The organism is Shewanella sp. Sh95 (assembly GCF_001308045.1).
GTDB lineage: Bacteria > Pseudomonadota > Gammaproteobacteria > Enterobacterales > Shewanellaceae > Shewanella > Shewanella xiamenensis.
The window spans coordinates 22860-45156 of the sequence record NZ_LGYY01000270.1; the positions used below are offsets into that span (position 1 = coordinate 22860).

Annotated in this window: 16 protein-coding genes; 2 read left to right on the top strand and 14 right to left on the bottom strand. The window is 46.4% G+C overall.

All coding sequences use genetic code 11. The annotated features are described in order from the left end of the window. Positions 1–15 precede the first annotated feature (15 nt). Together AEA42_RS19810 and AEA42_RS22460 are read right to left on the bottom strand one after the other, a co-directional pair. Positions 16–927 (bottom strand): ATP-binding protein, encoded by a 912-nt coding sequence (locus tag AEA42_RS19810; protein WP_055648621.1) that lies wholly within the window; start codon positions 925–927, stop codon positions 16–18. A gap of 3 nt (positions 928–930) precedes the next feature. Continuing rightward, positions 931–1098 (bottom strand): hypothetical protein, encoded by a 168-nt coding sequence (locus AEA42_RS22460; protein WP_156143207.1) that lies wholly within the window; start codon positions 1096–1098, stop codon positions 931–933. A gap of 609 nt (positions 1099–1707) precedes the next feature. On the opposite strand from AEA42_RS22460, the gene AEA42_RS19815 reads away from it, so the two are divergent. Continuing rightward, a complete protein-coding gene (locus tag AEA42_RS19815; RefSeq protein ID WP_055648622.1) occupies positions 1708–3708 on the top strand; it encodes a DEAD/DEAH box helicase family protein in 2001 nt (666 codons plus the stop codon). Between the two features lie 14 nt (positions 3709–3722). Beyond that, the gene (locus tag AEA42_RS19820; RefSeq protein WP_055648623.1) at positions 3723–5573 is read left to right on the top strand and encodes a DEAD/DEAH box helicase family protein; all 1851 of its coding nucleotides are present in this window, start codon (positions 3723–3725) and stop codon (positions 5571–5573) included. Positions 5574–5618: 45 nt separating this feature from the next. Here AEA42_RS19820 and AEA42_RS22755 read toward each other — a convergent pair whose 3' ends face one another. The 12 genes from AEA42_RS22755 to AEA42_RS19875 all read right to left on the bottom strand — a co-directional run bounded on the left by AEA42_RS22755 (position 5619) and on the right by AEA42_RS19875 (position 22257). Next, positions 5619–5780 carry a hypothetical protein gene (locus AEA42_RS22755; RefSeq protein WP_197278465.1) on the bottom strand — a complete coding sequence of 54 codons (162 nt, stop codon included), beginning with the start codon at positions 5778–5780 and terminating at the stop codon, positions 5619–5621. Then, positions 5780–6508, bottom strand: coding sequence for a zeta toxin family protein (locus tag AEA42_RS19825; RefSeq protein WP_055648624.1), 729 nt, complete (start codon positions 6506–6508; stop codon positions 5780–5782). The genes AEA42_RS22755 and AEA42_RS19825 overlap by 1 nt, the downstream gene beginning before the upstream one ends. A 9-nt stretch (positions 6509–6517) precedes the next feature. Continuing rightward, positions 6518–8557 carry a BREX-1 system phosphatase PglZ type B gene (gene pglZ / locus AEA42_RS19830; protein ID WP_055648625.1) on the bottom strand — a complete coding sequence of 680 codons (2040 nt, stop codon included), beginning with the start codon at positions 8555–8557 and terminating at the stop codon, positions 6518–6520. Next, a complete protein-coding gene (locus tag AEA42_RS19835) occupies positions 8544–10232 on the bottom strand; it encodes a DUF262 domain-containing protein (RefSeq protein WP_055648626.1) in 1689 nt (562 codons plus the stop codon). The genes pglZ and AEA42_RS19835 overlap by 14 nt, the downstream gene beginning before the upstream one ends. A gap of 5 nt (positions 10233–10237) precedes the next feature. Further along, complete coding sequence (locus AEA42_RS19840; protein WP_055648627.1) at positions 10238–13708, bottom strand: DNA methyltransferase; 3471 nt, start codon at positions 13706–13708, stop codon at positions 10238–10240. Positions 13709–13835: 127 nt separating this feature from the next. Continuing rightward, a complete protein-coding gene (gene brxC, locus AEA42_RS19845; protein ID WP_055648628.1) occupies positions 13836–17309 on the bottom strand; it encodes a BREX system P-loop protein BrxC in 3474 nt (1157 codons plus the stop codon). A gap of 15 nt (positions 17310–17324) precedes the next feature. Then, complete coding sequence (locus AEA42_RS19850) at positions 17325–17867, bottom strand: BREX protein BrxB domain-containing protein (RefSeq protein ID WP_011716827.1); 543 nt, start codon at positions 17865–17867, stop codon at positions 17325–17327. A gap of 4 nt (positions 17868–17871) precedes the next feature. Continuing rightward, the gene (locus tag AEA42_RS19855) at positions 17872–18639 is read right to left on the bottom strand and encodes a hypothetical protein (protein ID WP_055648629.1); all 768 of its coding nucleotides are present in this window, start codon (positions 18637–18639) and stop codon (positions 17872–17874) included. 96 nt (positions 18640–18735) lie between these two features. Then, complete coding sequence (locus AEA42_RS19860) at positions 18736–19416, bottom strand: hypothetical protein (RefSeq protein WP_055648630.1); 681 nt, start codon at positions 19414–19416, stop codon at positions 18736–18738. Between the two features lie 304 nt (positions 19417–19720). Further along, the gene (locus AEA42_RS19865; protein WP_037429587.1) at positions 19721–20254 is read right to left on the bottom strand and encodes a HEPN domain-containing protein; all 534 of its coding nucleotides are present in this window, start codon (positions 20252–20254) and stop codon (positions 19721–19723) included. 13 nt (positions 20255–20267) lie between these two features. After that, the gene (locus AEA42_RS19870) at positions 20268–21851 is read right to left on the bottom strand and encodes a VWA domain-containing protein (RefSeq protein WP_055648631.1); all 1584 of its coding nucleotides are present in this window, start codon (positions 21849–21851) and stop codon (positions 20268–20270) included. Next, positions 21844–22257, bottom strand: coding sequence for a hypothetical protein (locus tag AEA42_RS19875; RefSeq protein WP_231640423.1), 414 nt, complete (start codon positions 22255–22257; stop codon positions 21844–21846). The genes AEA42_RS19870 and AEA42_RS19875 overlap by 8 nt, the downstream gene beginning before the upstream one ends. Positions 22258–22297 lie beyond the last annotated feature (40 nt).

Here is a 22297-nt window from a genome sequence, read left to right on the forward strand (position 1 = left end):
CTTTTGTTTTCTGTTCTATTCCGTCAGTCCAAGTAGACGTCTACCTGCATCAACATTATTTGCATTACTTGCTACATTTTTACGGTTAATTCCGACGTTACTGTTTGCAGAGCGTACATCAGCTATCGCCGACTCAAAATGTTGCCATTTCACTATTGGCTCTTTATGGCATTCAACTAGAGCCCTTGGAAAAGCAGTGCGTAGCACTGTTCGAATTTCTCGTCCTGATAATCCATCTGATGCATGCGCACAACGTTCAATAATGTCATGGCGATCTTCTTCAAGCGGTACGCCAGGAACTAACATCCTGTGCCACAAGCGTTTACGGCCTTCAATATCCGGAAGTTTAAACTCGATGTGATAACGAATACGGCTTACAAAAGCGTTATCATAATTTTTTGCAAAATTCGTTGCAAAAACCACTATTCCATCAAATCGTTCTAATTCAATAAGTAACGTTGAACGCATAGCGTTTATTTCATTATCTATTCCTTGGGTAACGGATGATAATCTCGCTCCAAGTAAGGTATCTGCTTCGTCGAAGAAAATAACTGCGCCTTCTATCGCGGCAGCTTTGAATGCCAAAGAGATATTCTTAGCTGTTTCACCAACATATTTACTTTCCAGTTCCGAAATTCCTATGTGGAAATATTGACGTCCTAAAGTACCTGCAAGAGCTTCTGCAGCCAGTGTTTTCCCTGTTCCTGGTGGCCCATACAAGTTGAGCACCATATTACGTCCCATAGGATCTACAGCTTCAAATCCCCAGTCCGTGTAAATCGTTTTGTGATGACGCATAGCGCCAATTGCTTCCTCAAACATTCGGCGCGTTTCTGGAGCTAAAATAACATCACTCTCAAGTGTAATTCGTGGTGTTCGTAACTCGTAGGGCAATAATTGCTGTTCATGCATTGCGTTGTCGCTCATGAATTATTTCATTCCTTTCAAAATTTTAATGATGACTAGCCGGCACTTGAGAGCCTTGTGCATATTCGGTAGATGAGCAAATTGAGGGGTGGGCATGCAGGCTATGTGCTGCAAAATATTGCTGCGACCCACAACAGAATCGGAAAATTTGGTGATGACTTCTTGAGACATGCAACAATCCTTATCACAAAGCCAGAAATATAGACTACGTCAATCCCTGACAAAAAATTAAAAGTACTGATTATCTTACGAAGATATTAGTCAATTTCGATAAACCAGTCTCAATCATCGTTGCAGGACGTTTTTTAAGCGCCCCACCACACTTAGGACATACATCAAACCAGTTGTAGCCACGCGTAATAACATCACTTTTGAACACTACTGTTTTGTGCCAGTCGCAATTAGAACAAATAAATGTCGTGCAAGGGGGAGGAACAGGCATGGTAATCCTTACGCAAGCTTGAATGTGACACATGCTACACGATAAGACTCAACCTTTTCTACTCACTAAGATCATATTTTTAATAAATATTTGCACTATAAATTACGGTGTTTTCATCTTTGCTGTATATGCATTACTCAGCAACAGATCTGCAACTACATTAAGGTATACACAAACACATTAACTTAAACATCAGTGGCATCATGCAGGTGTAGTCGCCACTTACCAGACTATCTAGAAATCTCACTTCACAATTTCAATTAGACATGCGGTGTTTAAAATTTATTACTTAAAATTAACGTGTTATAGTATTTGAAATTTAAAATAAGGTAGCCAGAATGGACTCAAAAGCTCAAAACATGCGTCAAAAAGTGCAGCAAATTTTAGATAGTAACGCACTGCACTCTCATCAAATCAATGCTGCACAGAAAACTTTTAATGCATTATCAAGTGAGCAAGTCAGGGCCGTTGTTACTGCCGCGGAAATGCAAGCGGGTAAATCAGGAATTGCGCTGGCATTATGCTGTCTGCAGCGGTTGAGCTTAACTGATGCACAAATTTGTGACCGTACACAACTTAAAGACACTCTCTATCTTGTCACGATGCCTGATACTGCATTAAAAGAGCAAGCTGAAGCAGATCTTAAGTTAGCCAAAAACGTCGTCGTGAGTAACTTCGTCAATTTTGAAAAAACGCTAGAAAGTGAGTTCAAAGGCAATCCCCCTAAACTGATTATCATTGACGAATGCCACTATGGGTCCAATGTCGCAGCGGTTCGCTATAGCAAAATCTTTGATTACCTAGAGCTAGAGAATGACAGCTGTAACGTGGTATTTATTTCTGCAACGCCGTTTGGTGCGCTGTATGGTGCAGAAACCGAATATCAAGAAGCACTCGAAGCCAAAACAGAAGCAGAATCAAACCAAGACCTAGAGCTTTTAGAAGAAGCTAATGATATTGCAGCAAAAGCGCTCAAGGATTCGATTTTAAGACGCGACTTTAATACTCGCCTGGTTTTTCATAAAACAAGTGATGAGTACTACGGCGTTCGCGAAATGTTACGTAATGACAAAGTAAAAGCACTCATCGATGATAATCGCAATTTTCTGTTCCCGTCCGCTGAACGCGATGCATTTATCAATCAATTTAAACAGCATGAAGGTATGGGTTGGTCGCTAGTTAGGGTTCCTGCTGGCTTAGCTATGGAAGCCAAGCAATTTCTTAAAACCCAAGGTATTGATGAAAACTCAATCTACATTATTGGTAATTCATTGAGTGGTGTGCCTGAAGATGAACACTGCTCAATTGAACGCTTTAAAAAAGAATTTGATGACGCATTATTGTTCGAAGATAAGTTAATTGCAATTACCGTCGCCAGTGCACGCGCGGGCATCAACTTCGGTGCAATGATGAAAAACAATCTCATCTCAACATGGGATAGCACAGTTGCGAGTGTTGCAGCTGTTGTTCAAGCAAACATTGGTAGAGCGTGTGGTTATCACGGAAACAATGAGTCCACTCACTATACCAACCTAAATGCGACAGAAGCTTATGGTGCAATTCTCGATCATCTGGAACAAACTTGCTCAGATCAAGCCGCATCAGACTTCGACGGATTAAAAGAATTTTTCGATGATATTTGCCAAGAATACCAAGTGAACGGTTTGGATGTCGGACTCACAATAAAATACAAACGTCGTCGACCTATCGGGGACGTAGAAACATATAAAACAGATAGTTATGTCGCAGTACCAGCCAAACTTCTCGACGAAGATGCCAATTTTGGGCAGTACACTCAAGACAAACATTTTCTGCAAGCGATAGAAATTATTCGTAAAGAATTTACCGCTAAGGGCGCACCTTGTGTAAAAGGTAGCAGAGCCATGCGTGGCGTAGGAAAAAATTGGATAAAAGCACACTGGGTTAACGGTGATAGTTTTGATAACCCAGAAAAAGCACGAGCAGACGGTACTCAGAAAGAAAAAACGTTCATGTATACACAAATGCTCGATGATGGCGAAGAACTGGAGTTTAACCGGGTTGTCGCACCAGGTTCTGGAGAACTATCAGAGAACAAACTCATCACTGCAGCCATATTTAGTGTTTACAACATTTCTCGTCGTGATGTGGCAAAAAAAATCATGTCACAAGAAGATGTTTACCTGATGTGCGATCACTTTGGCATCGAAAGAGATGACACCATGATGGTGCTCTATAAGCGCGGCGAATACGATATAGACCGCTCATTAGCCAAAAAACAACATAATGAACTGCCAGAGAAAACCGGACAACTAAGCGACGAATCCCACTTTTCTGATAAAACACAGGCAGTCTACTGAGTGATTCTCTGACTATGAATATTGCAGAACAACATCGTCAGCACGTACAACGAGCGATTGAAACAACCTATGAGCATCAACGAATTGCGGCGAAGAAGACTTTTGACAAGTTTTCGACAGGCGCTCGAGCAGTCGTCGTTGCCGCAGAAATGCAATCAGGGAAGTCTGGTATTGCTCTCGTACTTGCAGGGTTGCAACGCCTTGCCCTGTCAGATGAAGCCATCTGCGATAGAAAACGTCTAAAGGATACCTTGTACTTAGTTACCATGGCTGATGTGGCATTACAGGAACAAGCCAAAAGAGACTTAGCTCTGACACCTAACATCGTTATAAGTAACTTTGCCAATTTCGAATCCGCTTTAGTAACCGACTTTAAACACCAGGCTCCCAAACTCATTATCATTGATGAATGCCACTATGGCAGCCACATTGAGGCTATTAGATACAGTCGGGTATTTGACTACATCGAAAAAGAAAACACGGAATGTTGTATTGTGTTTATCTCAGCAACACCATTCAGTGCGCTCTATTCTGCTGGCGCCGATTCAATCCTAAGACATAATTTCCACACTAAGCTGGTGTTCCATAAAACGGGCAGTGACTACCATGGAATCCGCGAAATGCATCGACACAACCAACTTGTCAAGTTAAGTGAAGATCAACGGGATTTTTGTGATGATTCGTTATTACAAAAGCGTTTCATTCGTCAATTTATGGAACACCAAGGGCCAGGCTGGTCACTCATCAGAGTCCCATCCAGTCAAGCTAGCACTGCCAAACAAGTGCTGATGGCTCATGGTATTGCCGAAGCGCAAATCTACATTATCGGCCAAAAGCTCGTAGGTGTAGCCGAGCATGAACTTTGCAGTATTGATGACTTTAAGTCGGAATATGAAACAGCGGCAATGTTTGATGACAAGCTGATTGCAATCACTGTGGCAGGGTTTCGCGCTGGTGTGAACTTCGGCCAAAATATGAAAGAAAACTTGATTAACACTTGGGATAGCACAATCGCAAATATTGCAGCCGTTGTTCAAGCTAACGTCGGCAGAGCATGTGGTTACCATCAAAATACCCAAGCCAAACACTTTACCAACCTAGATGCAGTGAGAGCTTATTCAGATCTGCTCGATCATCTTGAAGCCAAAGATGATTCTGAAGACTTTGAAGGTTTACACCAACTCTTTGAAGATATCTGCGACAAGTATCAGGTGAGAGGATTCGATCGCGGCACGATGATCGCACCGGAACCACAAGTTCAACTCACTAAAAAACTTGATGATTCCGCGACCTACCTGACTAAGGGATATATCGCCGTGCCCGCCAAGCTCTCCTGTATAGACGCTGATTTTAGTGCCTATACGTCTGATCCTGAGTTGCTTGAAGCCATTCAGCTCATCCGCGGTGAATTTTTAGCAGAAGGAACACCCTACCCGAAAAGTGGTCGAGCCATGAAAGGCGACAACAAAAACTGGATTAAAGCGCAATGGGTCAATGGTGCCACTTATGACGACTACACGCCAAGTTGTGCTAAATCAAGAGCAATTGATTTCACTACTAAATTGAACGATGGCATTGAGCTGGAATTCAACCAAGTGGTAAATCCTGGCGGTGGAGAAATAACGGCAGATAAACGCGTAATGGCAACTATCTTTAGCACTTACAATTTATCACGCCAAAAAGATGCCTTTAAACGTGCAATGGATACGGATGACATGGCAGAAATTTGCCAAGCTCTCGGCTGTGAATGCGATGACACGCTTATTCTGCTCTACCAACGGGGCGAGTATTCTCAATCACTCACCGACCAAAAACAGCAAGATTCAATCCAAATCTCAAAAATTCGCAGTAACAGCGTCTTTTAAATAACAAAGCCGCTATAAAAAGCGGCTTATCGTCATAGAACATGCTTAGTAGCAATCAGCTTTATTTGCCTTGGCGATCATCTCTTTCTGTTCTTGAATGGTCTCTTTCACAATCTTGTCAAAGAACTTCTTTTTCTCTCTAGATGATGCATTACGCACAAAATCAGAGAAAGCTGTTGATTTAACTCTTTCACGCTTAGCTAGCATCACTTCCTCCCTTCTGTAACTGGATTTAGGCCAACGATGGCTTCTAAGGACTGGCGATTGTACTTTTTGCGCAATAACGCGTCAATGTCAGTCACATTAAAGTGGGGGTTATCGTTGTCACCGTCAATGTTTTTTTCGATGAACGTAATATTAATTTGGTCTTTAAAATGACGTTTAAGTTCACTTACCACCCGCTGCGATTCTAAAAACTGCTCAACAAACACAACTTCAGGTACTCGCCTGCCTTCAACTTTCTCCCGCGCTTTCACCAGTTTCCATGCTTGTTCAGGTTCCTGATAAACAAAGATAATAAGCACGTAACGCGACCGTTTTAAAGAGCGTTCAATGTTGTCTTTTGCCTTGTCAAAGCTAGAGAGTGTTGAGTCCAAAATGAAGCTTACATTGCGCTTTAATGCGCGGTCATGAATAGCCTCAACTAACAGTGTAGCGGGACGTTGAAACAGAGGCGAATTCAAGCCGTTATAATCTTCAAACTCTTTTCTAAGCTCATCGTTTTCAATATGCACCAAGCCTTGGCCATGCTCATTAGCAAATGCGCGGATCATCGCACGGGCCGTTTCAGTTTTACCCGCACCAGGTGAGCCTGCCATAAAAACAGATACCGGAGACTCCTCCTGCGGTAAATGATCAACTAACCTATCGGCCACCGCTTTTTTCATTTTCTTGGCTTCTTTGGTAGCTTTCTCAGTGATCTGTTGATCGTCCATGGCTAAATCCTAACTATTGGTAATTTTCAGCACAGGCGTTAAGCACTCCTGTAAGCTCAATCCACCATGGTTATAATAGTCGCCAGCGGTAAAGGCGCCGACCCCCGGAGCCATGGCAAGCGATACCGCATTATTCCAATGCCAGCCCACCTGCGGAAGATCGGTCGAGGCGTTATCATGCAAAATAGCGCAGCGGGACAAATATTTACGCACCAGTGGCTTATCCAACTCGACCTTCGGCAGTTTGTCCGACAACCACAACCAACCATGGTCGGTCACAATGCGAACTTCACGCCAACCTGCATCCAACAGATGGCAAACCCTATCGGCCACTTCATTGAGCACAGCATCAATCCCCAAAGGCAATTTGCGCTGCTGCTGGTGGCCCAGGTTATCCAGGTCGCCAGTTTGTAACCAGGCAAGTCCTTCTGGCTCGCCACTATCGAGCCCCTCCAAATACTGCCACCCGTGTTCTGCCAGCAGCTTTTTAAGGTGATAAGCGCTGAAATCACTCGAAGTCGCCGCAACAGTCGGCGTAAAGTCCTGAGTATCCTGCGCTCCCGTTAACAAGCCTGCAATGGGTGTCACTGCGGCTTTAGCGGTGTCAGTCAATGACGGCAATGCACTCCACTGGCTAGTAAGCTTGGCCTGTATTTGGCGCGCAAATAGCTTTTGTTCCAACCATTTGGCGCAGTCATAACGCAAACCATCAACAAAAAACACCACTAACCCCTTGGCTAAATAGCCTGCAGTAGCCTCGTTAATCTCACCATCTCCAGGGTAACCCTGACGCCTCACCAATGCCTGGAAGTTATGGGTCACTTCAGAGAGCCAAGGAGAATAGATAAGTGCAAGTACTTCTGCTACCAACTCTTGCTGCTGAGGCTCTATTGCCAGTGCCATCGCCTGAAGTGCGGCGGCATCGGCTTGCCAATAAATGTCACAGTAAAGGGCTGCCATCTCTTGAGGTGATTGATGGGTAAACGGCTGCGCCGTCAGCTTCGCCACTTTGGCAAGCTCGGCCAAGATTTGCAGATACTTAGATTGTCCTAAGCGATACCAAAGCCAACCTTCACGCACCTGGTGGGCTTTATACAAATCTGCAATTTTGCTCCTAACCAAGCTCAGTTCGCCCTGCCCCAACGCCACTATGGCATTCATCAATCTCTGCTCTTCGCGAGCATTTTCGATGGGATAATGACTAAAATCCGCCGCCAAATCGACAGGCTCAAGCGTAGTAATCGCCGCAAGGAGCGAGTGCAGATTATGGGCCGAATCCTCAAACCGCTGCCACACCTCAGCCCAAGGACCCTCGGCATTAAGCATGGCTGCCAACATCTGCTGATGGGTATCATCACCTGGTTTCAGACCGAATTCACTCTCACAGGTTTGGCAAAATAGCTGCCACTTGCTTTCATCCCACTGGGCACGTTTCTGGCTGGGATGATTAAGCCACCCCAGCAAATCTTTAATGGGATCGTTAAATACCAACTCTTGAAAGTCTTTCGCCTCTAAACGACGACCTTTCAGTGCATCCACTTGGGTTTCAAGTAAATCACGCAGCACTTTGGGAATAACCTCTTGAGTGCTGTTATCTTTAGCCACATCCAGCTCAAGTCCAACTCTTGGGTTCGTCAAAAACGAGCCAATACTCCAGTCGCGTCCTGCGGTGTTATAGGCCCACCAGCTTCCGCGGTATTGTAACTCGGCAAGTGGCCGTAAATAATCCGGACAATCCTCAATTGCACGCAGCGCCTTGCGACTCACACCAGGGAGATAGATGATGGGCGTGCGTTCTTCAACCAACGGTGCTTCGTCTAATACGCCGGCAATGGCACATTTGAGCCAAATTGCAGGGCCAGTACGCTGTTCAGGTTGATACTCGCCCAACTCTAGCAGTTCAGGTAAATATTCTTTGATTAATGGCATCGCACTTTGCCATTGACACAGCTCATCAGTCCACAACACCGCAGCAGGCTTGACTTGAACTGACTTGTTATAGGCAGCAGCATTGCGCAACTGCTCGATTAAATAGTTAATAACTAACATCTAAACCCCAATTTTTCTTGCATAAAGTGACCAAGTCAGCTTGTCGACGGGCTAATACATCCGGTGTCCAATTAACCTCACTTAGCACCTGCGTCGTCAACACATATGATGACACCCCACTTTTACCGCCAAAATAGGCAGTCTTCTTGCGCTCAAAATCAAAATTTGATGCTGATGAATTTCTACGTTGGGTGAGTGGTACCAGGTTAGCTAAGCGATGCGTCCAGCTGTCGCGAATCTCAACATCGGGCCAATTCGCTTCCCATTCAGAGCCGGCTTCAACCGTTTGCGGTAATACATGTTCAATGGTCAGAATCGAATGGTCATATTTGGCGGCAGCATCTGTCAGAAATGAATCAGTTCTCAAAATCAGGTAATTACGTCTACGCGCAGTTAAATAGTAAACATTGCCATCAATTGCAGCTAAAAACTCGTCTTGCTCATTTTGCGTTAAATTAATACAAGTAATACCGGGTGAGACAGCGGCATCTATTTCGGCCAAAATTTGGGCATAACGTTCTATCCGTTCATTAATATTAGCGGCACAGATGTGTAGCTTGGCAGCTAAACGTTCTAAGCTGGAAACGAAGTCTAAAACCGCATCACTGTCTGTGCCAAACTTAGCCAGATAGTGAATAGCAACGGGTAACCAGTCAGAGTTATCAATTCTGTTTAACCAATAAAACAACTGATTAATATCGCCAGCATTGTGAGTCGCTTGGTAAGCGCAATCCCTTGCTATTAAATAAGCATCGGCATAAGGAGTAATAACATTATTAATCAACACCTCAGGATGGGTCACCTTGCTCAGCACATGCTCACGGAATTCATCGATTAGCGCACGTTTTGCCTTACTTTTGGCGTAAATCATCCTGATATAGGTTAGAAGATCGTTGAAACCATTACGCCCGGTTTCTACCTCTATCTCTTCCCATTTATCATTAAAAGATTCGCGCTTCGCTTCTGAGATCTGCCCAATTGCCTCAGCTTTTATAAGATCCGATGGCAGCAAATCCAAACCACGATTATTGAGCACAGAAAAAACCCGGAAAGCAGATTGCTGGCTAGGCGACGTCACCGCCACCAAGAAACAACGCGTCATCAAAAACATACCAAACTTAATGAGCAGTTCGTCCTCAGTAAACTTGGACTGCAGTTTTTCCTTTAGCAACAACGCATTTTGACGAATATTGATTTGTGATTCATTTTCCAACGTCGCAATATCCAGTGCCGCCAATGCGGTAAAATTCAAAGCTTGCACTGTGTCAGCAAAAAATGTTCTATCACGCTGACGTAACGCTAACCTGGGTTTTGCGGGTATGCCCTGCAGTTTTTTACCGGGCTCTTGGATATATGCAAAGCACTCGGCGCGCGCCTCTTTATCGTCAATAAGTGACGTCAACGCTGCAATCAAAATCGTCAATGTGGTGAGTCGTTGCTGACCATCAATCACTTTGGCGTGAGGAATATTTTCTTCTTTGATGAGCACAATACTGCCCAAGAAATAACTTTCTTCAGCCTCATGACTGTAAAAATCGTACAGATCATCAAACAACTCGCCCGCTTGTTCGGTGGTCCAGGCATAAGGTCGTTGATATGGCGGGATTTCATAGTCAAAATCTGAGCTAAAAATCTTCGACAGTGGGTATTCCGCCCCAGTAATATTTTTCGACATCCCTGTTACTCCTGCTTGTCCCTAGCCGCCTGTTTATCTGCCAGGCTGATATGGTGGTCGTTAATGCGGGCGCCTTCTTTTTCGCCGTACTCTAGGCCAAGATGATACCAAGGGGCGCTGGCCACGTCGGTGCCGCGGTCTTTATTCCAGTTGATATTGGGCTTGGCGCGCAAAATACCGGCGCCTTTTTTAGCAACATCGGGCGCTTGCATAAAGGGGCGGATATTGAGCCGCACACCATCGTTTAAGTCTGGCTGCCAGCCCATGGGCTGTTCGTGCAGTGCTTTCCAGCGCACAAAAATATCCAGGCCGCTTTTTCCGCTAATGGCCTCACCCTTAAGGATGGCTTCGAGGGTGTCTTTTAAGTTTTTGGCGGCCATCAAACGGCTGTCGGCACCATCAATGCCCTCTTTTACGCCGTGCTCTTGGGTGCGGATCCACTCACCAAGATAGGTGTAAATCAGCCGCTCCAGGCCTTTGTAATCGAGCTTATGGTAGTTCACCAGCACCGAGAAGCCGTCACTCAGGCCATCCCAAATCTGCCAAATAAAGGGCCGATGCTGGAAGAGTTTGCAGTGCTGCTCAAAAAACTTATCCCGAAGCCAAGTCTCCAGGCTCTTGCTGCCGACGCTATTAAGAAGATTCGTGAGCACCTTGGCCGACCAGTCGCCCGCATAGGCTGCCTGCAGCATAGCCTCCAAACGGCTTGCAGCCGCCTTTTCACCGCGCAGGGCCGGCAAGCAAACGATGCCATCGTCATCTTGCAGCGCTAACAAGTCATCGCACTTATCGAGCCAGGTCTGCATCTCATCGGCAAGCTCCATAGTTTCATCGAGCTCCGCCGGCCAGCGGTAACCCAGCAAGCGGGCAACAGCCACCTGCAACACGGTATCGTCGGTGCGCTTTTCCGCAACCACAGTCCATTTTTTGTCTTCATCCCACACCACAGCGCCGCAGGGATGACCATGGAAGATCCATTGAGTGGGGTCATTGCTGTAGGGCTTGGGGAGGCCATGGGGATACTGTTCTTCGGCGACTTTGTGCCAGTGTTCTAGGTCGAATGGAACTTTGACTAAGGTCGCGTTTGTAAGGCTGATCTTCTGGTCGATTTTTCGGACGTTTTTATGAAAAGACTCCGAACTGCAATAGCACCAAATTTCCTTTAGATTCAAATCAGCACCGACTGAAATTACAACGTTGGCATTTCCGTCAAATTTATACCCAGAATAGAGAGATGCCTTTAACATTCCCATCTGGTTTAGTATAACTCCATTCCTACCCCATGCCAGGTTGCCACTTTCATGCATGTCATGAAGCTGATCTCGATAAACCTTAGCATACTCTGAAAGTTGTCCTTCTCCTTGTTCCCAGAGAATCACCTGAGATATCCCATCAAAAATGGAGTCCTTTTTTGAGCTACTTTGCAACGGTTCCCAGGAAGTATTACCTTGGCTTATCTCCCATAAATATTGTACAAAACGCTCCTTATCACCAGCTCGAAGCCCTTGATAAGACACCGCCACGGCCCCCAAAAGAGGGAATCCACTTTCTAAATCAAAAGATATTCGTGAATCCGGATTCTCCAACTGCTTCGCTTGTTCTACGCTCTTTAGCGGCTCAATCCGCAGTTGTGCGGCTTTGTCGGCGGCGGTTTTCGGGGCGGAGACATCCAGGCCATGGAGCAAGGCACCTTTGGCGGCCGCGCCCTTGCTTAGGGTGATTAACTGGACGTTGAAATCCCACATCGGCGTTTGAAAGCCTTTTGCCCCCAAGCGCGCCACCAGGTTCCAGGTGTCTTGGGTAAGCAGTTTTTCGCGGAATTTTTTATAGCTGGTGAGGAATAGCCAGTTTTGCGGCAGCACTATGGTTGAGCTGCCACCCGTGGGGCTAAACGCGAGGCAACGCTCGAGAAACACGGTGGCTAAATCGGTTTTGGCTTCGGGGTAATAGTTTTCACAGAAATCTTTTAGGGTGTCGCACTGCTTACCACGGGCAAGATACGGCACATTGGTGGCCACCAGGTGGTATTCATCGGCAAGCAATTTAGCTGCCATGGCGAGGCCCTGGGCGGTGACTTGGGCGGATTGGGCTTCGTCAGGCAGGTTTTGCATACTGGCCTGCGCATCCAGCAACACTTGCCAAGGCGCGGGCTCACCCTCTGACTTTCCTTCCTGTTTTTCGTTATAAGAGCTGGCAGTATTCACATCAATCAAACTGCCCAGCACGGGCGCGTCTTTAAAGGTGCGGGCAAACCAGCCTAAGGCGTCGCTGATCTCTGGGTGCTGTTTGGCCAGAGCTTGCCATTCACTACTAAGGGCACTGACATCGAGACCCGAGCAGGCCAAGTTAAGTGCTGGCAGCGTGCGATAACCGCCGGCGTTAGGGTAGCGCCAGGCTTCCAGTGCCAGGGCAAAGGCGGCGATTTCGACGCAGCGGCTATCGAGCTCCAAGCCGTGGAGGTTTTGCCGTAGCACAAGGTCGATGGCGGTGTTGGCATCACAGCCTTCAAGCTCAATACGCATCGGCACCAACATCAAAAACAGCGCCACCAAAAAGTGGCCGGAGCCACAGCATGGGTCGAGGGTTTTAAGGGCGGCGATATCCTCTGGCCAAGCCTCAAACCAGCCACCTGCGGCTTGCCACAGCTCGCCTTGCTCATCGGAGGTTTTCACCAAGCGCAGGTAATCAAGCGGCACACCCGCAATAGCGGCGGAGCGGCGCAAGGTGGCTTCGTCGCTGGCGCTGCGAAGATCGGCATCGGTTAAGCGCTTTTTGGCCCACCAGGCGCCCAGGCTGTTATCCAGCAAAAAGCTCACCATATAGGGCTCGGTAAAGAGCTGGGTGACCGGGCTTAACTCATCGGCACCAATCGAGACTCCGGCAGCGTTAACCTCCTCTTTGCGCTTGCTTTGCCAGAACTGATAACACCAGCCGAGGCTGTCCTGGGCCTCAAACACCGCCCCAGGCAGGGTGAGAATAAGGTCTTCCAGCTCGCGCACCCGATCAATGGCGAGCGGTAAGGCAAACACCGGCGAGTCGGTGCGAAATATCTGCGGCAACATCCGCTCGGCCAGCATGCCAGCGAGCTGCCAGCCATCTTTTACGCCTTCATCTGCAGCCAGCTCCTGACACTCAGCCAGGGTGACGGCTGTGTATTGGTCATACATTAGCAGCTGGTTTTGTTCTAAAAAGCGGGCAAATAGCATGCGGTGCCAATGCTCATAGGCCATTTCGGCGCTTAGGTGCGCTATGTCTTGCTTGCCATTGGTGTGCAGCTTGTCCCCGAGCTGGCGGGCATGGGCGCGCAGGCGATTACGCAGCACTCGCTCATCGTCTTTTAGGTACGACGGCGCCTCGCCTAAACCAACGCCTAAGCGGGTTAAGGCCTCGACTGCGGCAATTTCAGTCAGCTCTCGGGCACGGACAACAGCTTTTTCCAGCAGGTTTCTGAGGGTTTTATCCAGGGCTTGACGCATAAGCGGTTCTCTATCTCAACTAACTGTCATTTGAGTGAGCCTTGCCCTATTTGGGCAAGGCTCAAATTAACGTAGCTCTTGTAAAGAGCTCTTGTTAAGGGCTCTTTTTCAGGGTGCTTTATAAGCGCTACTTTAACGACGCAGGGCGATTATCGTTAAGCGCCGCCATCACATCGGCCCGCACCTGCTTAAGCCAGGCATCGAGCTCAGCTTCGGTATTAATCACCACCTTGGACAACTGCACTTGCTTGGCCTTGGGCACTAACCTGTCTACCGCCTCTTGCCGTACTCGACTAAAGCGGCCAGCCAAGGCGGAGGTTTTATCGCTCCATTGGGTGAGCGAGGTGTTTTCGATGCTGTCGATCACTCTGTCGTTGCCGGAAAGCGGCTGCATCTCGAGGTTATCCAAATGGTGCTTGGTTAACAACTCGCTTTGCTGAGAGCTTGAAAGCTGCGCCCAAATGGTGTCTTGCTCAAGCTCTTGCAGGCAGGTTTGATATTCATCCTGGAAGTCTTGATACTTCTTCATGATGGCTAGGCGAATCGCTTCAATGGCCTGTTTGAGCAGTGGTTCTATGGGGTTAGGCTCAGCCAAGAGACTGCGATTTTGCTCGATGGCACGTTTTTCACTATCAAGGGCATCGTATCCCGCTAACCCTTGACAGTGCTTGAGTGCAGCCTTGAACTCGTCCCATAGGTAAAGACGAGCACTGACTTTATCTGCCTGCGCTTTCCATTGTTCCAACTCTTGCAGAATAATGGGCTGTGATTGGTAGGCGGCCAGCAATTGCGCATTACCTGACAAGACTTCAATCTCATTCAAGTGCGGGGTTGCTGGCGGCAGTGGCAGTGGCGCATCGCCACCGGCCTTACGGGCAATTTGCTTAGCCTGGGCTATCGCCTGGCTTAGCTTGGACTGTTCTTCACCGTTAGTACAACTCACCCCAATGGCATTGATTAAACTGCGCACCTTGAGGATTTGCACCGTACTTAGGCTGACAGTTTCGGGGCGAAATTTAGTTTGGCCGACTTTGGCGCGCTCAAGGCTTTTGGCATCGAGCGGTTTTTCTTGGCTATCGGTCGCCTTTAATACCCCAGAAGCCAACATGGCGTACAGGGCGCCGTCGATAGTGTCTTTAGGCCAACCGTAAGGCGCATTTTGGAAGTTATCGCGGATTTCGGCGCCGGTTTTCATCACACCGATAAAGCGCTTAATGGCCATGCACACGGGGTGTTTGTCGGCTTCGTCATTAAAGCCAATGGCAGCAAGAGCATTGGCATCGGCCGACTTACTGGCACGGTCGTACACTGTACCCCAACCTTTGACATCAACCAGTTTGAATTCGTTGTAAAGGCGCTCGCAGGCCTTTTTACCGCCATTTTCAAACTGTTCGGTAAGGGTCTCCCCCATTACCTCTGAGCCGCCGGCTAATTGCACCATAATGCCGTCAAAAATCTCTTTCAAAATAAGCTTTTTGGTGCGTTCGGCCTCATATTTACGATGCTCCATGGCGGCTTTGGCATCTTTACCAGCATCCGTGGCAGGCAGGCCACTCACGTCTAAGGTTGTCTCCGCGGCTTTAAAATCGACAATGGCACTTAATAGATCAGAGCGGCGTATGCTGGGCACATGGACAAATAAGGTGGCATTGTCGGCGCTGGCACTTCTCACAGCATCGGTAAATTGGCGTTCGCTGCATTCCAGCACATGGGCATACAGTCGCTTATTGGCATCGGCGGGGAGATCCGCATCGAAACATAAATTAATAGTACGGCCTTCAGCCACTGTCCCCTGGTTAACTTTGGCTGCGGCCAATTGTCTGCGAATGTAATGCTGAATCTCCTGACTGCGGAAAGTCTCAAGCGACTGTGGGTTACCACGCAGGTCGTTTTGCTGCTGCTTGAAGGTGTCATGCCATTTCTGACTTTCGACGGTTTGCAGGCGATATTCAACGCCAGCAGCGCTGTTCATCGGCAGTAATGCGCCCTCTTCCACCAGTTGGCTGAGTAAGCCTGGCAGCCGGGCTCGAAGTTCGTGCTTACCTTCACTTAAATGTTCAAGCAGCAAGTCGGCCAAAAAAGCTTCCGTTGAGGCGATACCATGGTTGATATCGGCTGGCAACTTGCTCATAAGCAAGATCAATGACAGCAGACGCCCTTGCAACTGCTCATCGTCATTACCGGCTTTTAAGCGGCCTATTTTTTCGTAGATGTCTTTGCCAATCACGCCAGTTTGCAGCAGATTAATGGCAATTTGATCGTAGATAAAATCGGCTGGCACCACACTGCCCAAGGGTTTAAGTGCTGTTAACTTAGTTGCCTCGTGTACGACTCGAAGCTGGTTACGTAGCTGTGAGCCAGTACCGGTTTTGTCTAGCGCTGGTAATACCCGCTCCCAAAAGCGGCGACGTACTGGCAGCAGAGGATAGTCGGCGACCATCCACTGCTCATCATCTTTATTGGATTCAATAACAGAACCGCGCAGATGGCGGTTGATTTCACCCAAGTTTTCTTGAATCACACTCTCAATACTGACTCTGGCGGTTTCCTTTTTCTGCAGGATCACTTTGCGAATAACGGCATCAACATCGGTGTCTTCCAGTTGGACCGATACCTGGAAGCGACCCATCAGACGCTGCAGGTTTTGCAAGCCAGATAAGGCACTTTGCCCGGTAGCAACAAACAACAAGCGCCCTTTAAATTTGCCTGCTTTACAGCAGGTTTCGATCGCCTCTTGCACTGCATAGGCTTTATCTGGGTCGTCGGCAATATATTGCTGTACCTCATCGAGCACGATTAGGGTTAATGGCATTTCACCATGTGGGGCTAAGGCATCGACTATCGCCTGCACCATTTCAGTGTTTGATACATCCTTAACTATTTTGAATTGAGCTCTGATCATCTGATTGACGCCTACGGCATCACCACTTAAAGCTGGCATGGCGTGCAACACTGCACTGGCCATCACAGGTGACATGTGTAAGTTACGCAGCTCTTTTTGCCACAAATCTTCGCCTTCTTTCCCTTTGGCGTGCTGCTCGATATAGGCCTTTACCTGCGCCAGAATACCTTCGGCCTTAAGCCAAAGTTCAAATCTTGCCAGGTGGTATTGCTCTGATAACCCGACCGATTTGAAAATAACCGCCAATAACGCCAAACGCACCTTATCATCAGCACCCGCACCTAAGGTGCCGGAGGCGGCATGTAAACCACCCAATTTGGCGCCTAATGTTGAGAGTTCGTCAAAGTGATGACTTATAGTGTCCGGCAAATCAACCAGTGAGCGCGCATCGGTGCCATCATTTATTTTTTGATTGGTCCATAGCGTTCTGAGCATTTTAGCCAGGTGTGACTTACCAGAACCGAAGAAGCCTGAGATCCATACCCCTGGCTGTTCACCGCTGCTTTTTACGTTACGCAGAAATGTACTGAGAATATCGTCTAGCCCTTTGGCGTAAGCACCACTACACACAAAGGTGCGAAGCTCATACTCGAGCGTTTCGAGCGCGCCTTGAGACAGGTCGTCTTTTACTTCGGCTACACCATTGTTAGCCAGTTTACTTTCCAGTGGATTTAACTGATAGATATCGCGGTTTAGCATTGTTTCGGTCCCTCGTTAAACGGCTGTGATAGCGGTGGCTTGGTAGCCCCATCCATCCTTGGCATCAAGTAATTTGTAGTTATTGTCGTGATATTCTCCGGGGAAAAACACCACCAAGCGGCCATTCACCTGCGCAGCCAGCGATTTGACCAGTGCAGATACTGACAGGAAGCCAAATAGCGCACCGCATCCCATTAACGCTACGACAGTGTCGGCCGTTTGCTGGTTGTTAATTTCAGCGCTCAGTAATTTCACCAGTTCATCAGCAAAGTAGTCGTAGCTACCTTCGAGGTATTCAGGGTCTTCAAAATAGCCTTCTTTGTAATCCTGCTCGGCCATCCAGTTGGCAAAGGCGTTGGTTAAATCGAGCAATAACCATGGATGTTGGGCCTCTATACTGGCCTGTTCAAATTCAGTCAATCGTGCTCTAAGCTTGAGTTCATCGGCCTTGTCATACACCACGAAAATGGCTTTTTCCTCGGCGGAGATGGTGTTACTCCAGGGCACACTGATGTGGTTGCTAAAGCTGTTTAGCAATTTGGTAAGTCTGTCGGACATGGATTCAATCCTTGAATTCAGGAAGTTTTAATGGTGCAAATGACACTTCTATCACTTCGCTTGCCTGTTTAAAGTGGATCAAGCCTCTAAGCGTCGCACGATGAGCTAATTCGTATAAATCTGCGTGACTCTTTAAGAGCAACTTACACCAGAAACTGTTGAAAAGCCTTATACCACTAAGCTGGTGGTAATGGGCTAAAACCAAGGCAAATACCAGGTTTACATAGGTGACTTTAGGCTCGCTACGGTATTTTTTAGCCTTGCCAGTCAGATAACCCGCCTGAGTCCAGGTACCGTTTAAATTTTGCGAGAAGGACTTTAACGAAGCGGGACTAAATCTGTCCGGGTCATCTTTGGCAAGGTGCGCTTCCATGGTTTCTCTAAGGAGCAGCTCTCCTGGTTCTAGAGATAAAATTACCTCGGCGGAACCTCTTAATAGCGGATCTCTGGCAACGGCTAACTGCAATGCCAATAGCGGCTGAGACTCCTCTGATAAATCCCACAACTGACGAAATACCTTAAAAAGCGGAACTTGTGGCGACAAACCATAAAGATCGACCATATGTCGAAAAGTAAGCTTACGGGCGTTCTCACTCGATTTATGCAGAAGATTGGCATCGATAATATTAGCGCGGTATTCATCCAACGATGCCTGCTCTGGCAGTGACATCAACAGTTGTGTCAGCTCTTGGATCATCATGCTTCGGGCGGCATGCGCCCCATTTTTACCAAACTTGAAGCCAATTTGAGTCAAATGCGGTAGTTGCTCCATTAATTACTACTCTTTTTCAGCGAACACAGAAACGATGACATATGGTATCGTAGTTCGTTGTAACAGGTTGCTCTTATTCACAAATATTCGCACAAATTACTCGCAATCATCATCAAATAGGCATTCGCTGTAATCCATTGGTACATGACCTTGCCCTCTGGCTTGGATCACCAAAGAAATGCCATCAGCAATTGAGCAACCTTCACCATTAGGGTGATTACCAATAATTGCATGAGGGGCATAGTGTCTAAATGCGGATTGGAAACGGTGCAGTAGCGCGTTTTCATCTGAGAAATCAGGCTCTCGCGCCTTTAACAAGGCATCGAAGACCTCAAGATCCATGAGGGTGCCGTCCAGCCAATTGACTTCACAACGGTAACCAAACTTCCAAACAATGGGAGAATTTTTCATTGATTCCCCCATGATGTCAGTATTATTGCCCACCAAACACGAACCGATGACCACACCTAAGATATTATTTTGTTTCGCTTTAGTTTGGATAATCTTTAACGCGTTAGCCATATTCATGTTGTGTAGGCGCTTACCTGCTCCGTGACATGCGATATACACGTAACAGCGGTCATATTGCACCCTTGTGAGGTTATCAAGCGCCATTTCAAAACTTTTAGCTTCGTAGAAGTGAGAGTGAAACAGATCAAAATTCCCTCTCAATCGCTCCAACCCTTGAAAAAAGGGTAAAACACTGACTGTATTTTGGTCTGACTCAGACAACTCCCATGGAGCTTCTAAAATCAGAATTGCATTCTTTTTTTTCATTTCCCTTTGATTTCCTAACGTCTATTCGCCCTAAATGGGCCACAATCCACTGTATGGCTGACCGTAAAAACATTTAACAATAAAATCAGTGCATTGAATACTTACAATTGGTATTTTTTCACGAAAGCTTTAAGCACTTTGATATTCATCACAATCAAGTTGACTTTCGCAGTATTTTTCGAGCTAAGGTAGCATGGCAAGACAAGGCTTCTACAACCAATAATGTAACTAGTTACTTACTGATTAATTGGCAATTAGTTTTATTACGGTTTGACCTTTTCATGCTCATTTACAGTTACTCATTTTATGCTGATTCAATAGCTAAATCTGTTGTTTCTACGAGTTTTTTAAAAAAAGTCAGGCATTTTTTCATATCTGGCCGGCTTACTAAATGAGTCGCTTGTTTGTCATTAATAGACCGATGAACTGCTTCACCTCGCTTTTTTATCCATTGGTTTAGTTTGGATTTAACTTGCTCAATATCACCATCAATCCAGGTCCATTTCTCTGTCACATCTATGTATAAAAAACGCTCAAATATTCCCTTGGTATTTTTGGAGTTAGGCGTATTGAAATACCAAAGTTCTTTTTCCAGTGTCGATGTAATAAATTTTCCGACATTCGAGCCAGCCAGGGTTCTCAAATCTGCTGTCAACTTTTCCTCAATGACATCTTCGACATAGGTTTCCCAAGCGGTTAAGGTCATGATCAATGCAGCCCGCTTAAGCTCCTCAGGTTCTCTTTCCCTACCTTCAATTTTGTTTAAATGGTCATAGGCTTCTAAAATCCATTCAGCATCTTGAATTGCCTTTTCAAAATTATCTTTAGCTTTTGTCACACGTGCTCCCTTATCACTGATATACGTTATTTTGCAGGTCTAACCAACTTGAAAACTGATGCAACGGGTCACAGATCTTGTCCATCGGCGACAAACTCGACCCAATAACAACCCCATGAATACTCAATCCGCTATTATCCTTACGATGACTAATTTTACGGGTTAGTCCAGAAGACACCGCAAACTCACCATCGCTGACGAGCAATATATCTGCTTGATGCCATTTATTTTTATCACTTTGCTCAAGAGCCAAGTTAAGTGGCCCCTCTGCATCTGTACCACCACCGAATGACATGGACAGAAAAAGTATCATCCGCTCTAAGCCCTCAGCATCGGGTGTCAGCTCCATTTCTGTCACTTCTCCCCTACTACCAAATAGATAAACATAACAAGCACGTTTTTCGGTTTTAGCCACACTGATACATTGCAACACCAGCGCCTTAGCAACATTCTCTGGTGTTCCTTGCATGGAACCAGAAGTATCTAGACAAACAATCATGGGACCACGGTTACGATTTATTTTGCAGCCGGCTTTTTCTTCCTTAATCTCTTGATCAAATGTAACCTCTTCAGTGATGACGTCCGTGCCTTCAACAGCATAACTGAGCAATGCATGCTCAGCTCGTCGGGCATGCCAAAGTTTTTTAAGGACTGGATGCCCCAAAAAAGCCGCTTCTTGAGGCAACATTCGACTAATTGAGTCAGAGCGAGTGATCCCCTTGGTTTCCATTGGCACAAGCGGCATAGAAATCTCTTTATCGCGCTTTTTCGTTACGCTCATCTTAGAGATAATTTCTTCAATCACGGGCTCACCGTCGCAATCTTTCATGCGCCCCAGGGTTTCAATCACGTCACGCAATTGTGGGATTTGCTCGACCAGCTTCTGTAATCGCACCATGTTCATCCAACCATGGCTTTGCAGCATTCCTTTCGATAGGCCCCAACCAAGACCAGTGGCCACACCTAAATCATCAAAAATCTCTGAAAGTATTTGCCAGACTTCCAACCTTTCGGCCCAAACTGATGGCAATGCAAATGGATGTTGTCCATTAGCATTCATTAACTGCAACCAGGCCTCTAATTCAGCCTGGAGCTGACATTCAAATTTTTTTGCATCTGAAAGAACAAGTGAATTTTTAAGTTTGGCTGAATTGCGTTTAATTTGGATAGCGGCGAATTCCTCTTTCAGCACTTCTAGCGCCTGCTTATATTTGATTTGAGCTAATTGCCGAGCAAGGATTAATGCTCTTGTCTGCGCACCTTCAAGAGCAGATAGTAAATCCAGTATCAAGGCATCGGTGACTTGCGGATTATTTTGACAATAAGTTGCAATACCTGAACGGCTAATTAGACTAACAATGTTTTGCTGAACTGCCTCAGGTAACCAAGGGCAAGGTTGTGACAATGACTCTCCCGCCAACAACTGATTTCGCAATAATGCGATAGTCATACAGCGAGTAGATAAATCGCCTCCTGGAAGGGTAACTACAGCTGACACCAACGAATCAGGTAATAAATCAATATCAACTAACTGCCGCTCCAAACCAGCTAAAATATTAAGTGCAGGAGCCTGCTGTGTTGGTTTTTGTTCATTCACAGAGTTCACCCTCTAACACTGCATCAACTGAAATGCTAGTGTCCGACAAATCAACTTCTTGTTCCCGTGGCAAGGCTTCAAAGCCCTGTTTCACTTTTACCAGACGATTGGATAATTTATGGCTGTATTCAAGGGCGTTATCTAAACTCGCAATCACTTTAGAAAGCAGTTCAGGATTTAACCAAAGATGGCTTTCAAATACTGTCTTAGCATCTTCTCGCTGTTTGCTTAAAGCGTTAATGTGGTTTTTTATCTTCGCCAGAATTTCTTCTACGCCTGCAACACGCCCCTTAATATGGTCTTCAGAATAACTAATTGAGGCTTTGTTTCCTAAATCAGTTGAACTAAAACCATAGCTGGTGATCTGATCGGCATAGCCTATCAACTCACCCATCAATCGTGTCAAAACCTCGCTATAAAACAATCAACTGGAAGCAATACAATCA

Excerpts from the sequence above, each read along its gene's own strand:
- AEA42_RS19810 (WP_055648621.1), bottom strand. The coding sequence starts at position 927 with ATGAGCGACAACGCAATGCATGAACAGCAATTATTGCCCTACGAGTTA.
- AEA42_RS22460 (WP_156143207.1), bottom strand. The coding sequence starts at position 1,098 with ATGTCTCAAGAAGTCATCACCAAATTTTCCGATTCTGTTGTGGGTCGC.
- AEA42_RS19815 (WP_055648622.1), top strand. The coding sequence starts at position 1,708 with ATGGACTCAAAAGCTCAAAACATGCGTCAAAAAGTGCAGCAAATTTTA.
- AEA42_RS19820 (WP_055648623.1), top strand. The coding sequence starts at position 3,723 with ATGAATATTGCAGAACAACATCGTCAGCACGTACAACGAGCGATTGAA.
- AEA42_RS22755 (WP_197278465.1), bottom strand. The coding sequence starts at position 5,780 with ATGCTAGCTAAGCGTGAAAGAGTTAAATCAACAGCTTTCTCTGATTTT.
- AEA42_RS19825 (WP_055648624.1), bottom strand. The coding sequence starts at position 6,508 with ATGGACGATCAACAGATCACTGAGAAAGCTACCAAAGAAGCCAAGAAA.
- pglZ (WP_055648625.1), bottom strand. The coding sequence starts at position 8,557 with ATGTTAGTTATTAACTATTTAATCGAGCAGTTGCGCAATGCTGCTGCC.
- AEA42_RS19835 (WP_055648626.1), bottom strand. The coding sequence starts at position 10,232 with ATGTCGAAAAATATTACTGGGGCGGAATACCCACTGTCGAAGATTTTT.
- AEA42_RS19840 (WP_055648627.1), bottom strand. The coding sequence starts at position 13,708 with ATGCGTCAAGCCCTGGATAAAACCCTCAGAAACCTGCTGGAAAAAGCT.
- brxC (WP_055648628.1), bottom strand. The coding sequence starts at position 17,309 with ATGCTAAACCGCGATATCTATCAGTTAAATCCACTGGAAAGTAAACTG.
- AEA42_RS19850 (WP_011716827.1), bottom strand. The coding sequence starts at position 17,867 with ATGTCCGACAGACTTACCAAATTGCTAAACAGCTTTAGCAACCACATC.
- AEA42_RS19855 (WP_055648629.1), bottom strand. The coding sequence starts at position 18,639 with ATGGAGCAACTACCGCATTTGACTCAAATTGGCTTCAAGTTTGGTAAA.
- AEA42_RS19860 (WP_055648630.1), bottom strand. The coding sequence starts at position 19,416 with ATGAAAAAAAAGAATGCAATTCTGATTTTAGAAGCTCCATGGGAGTTG.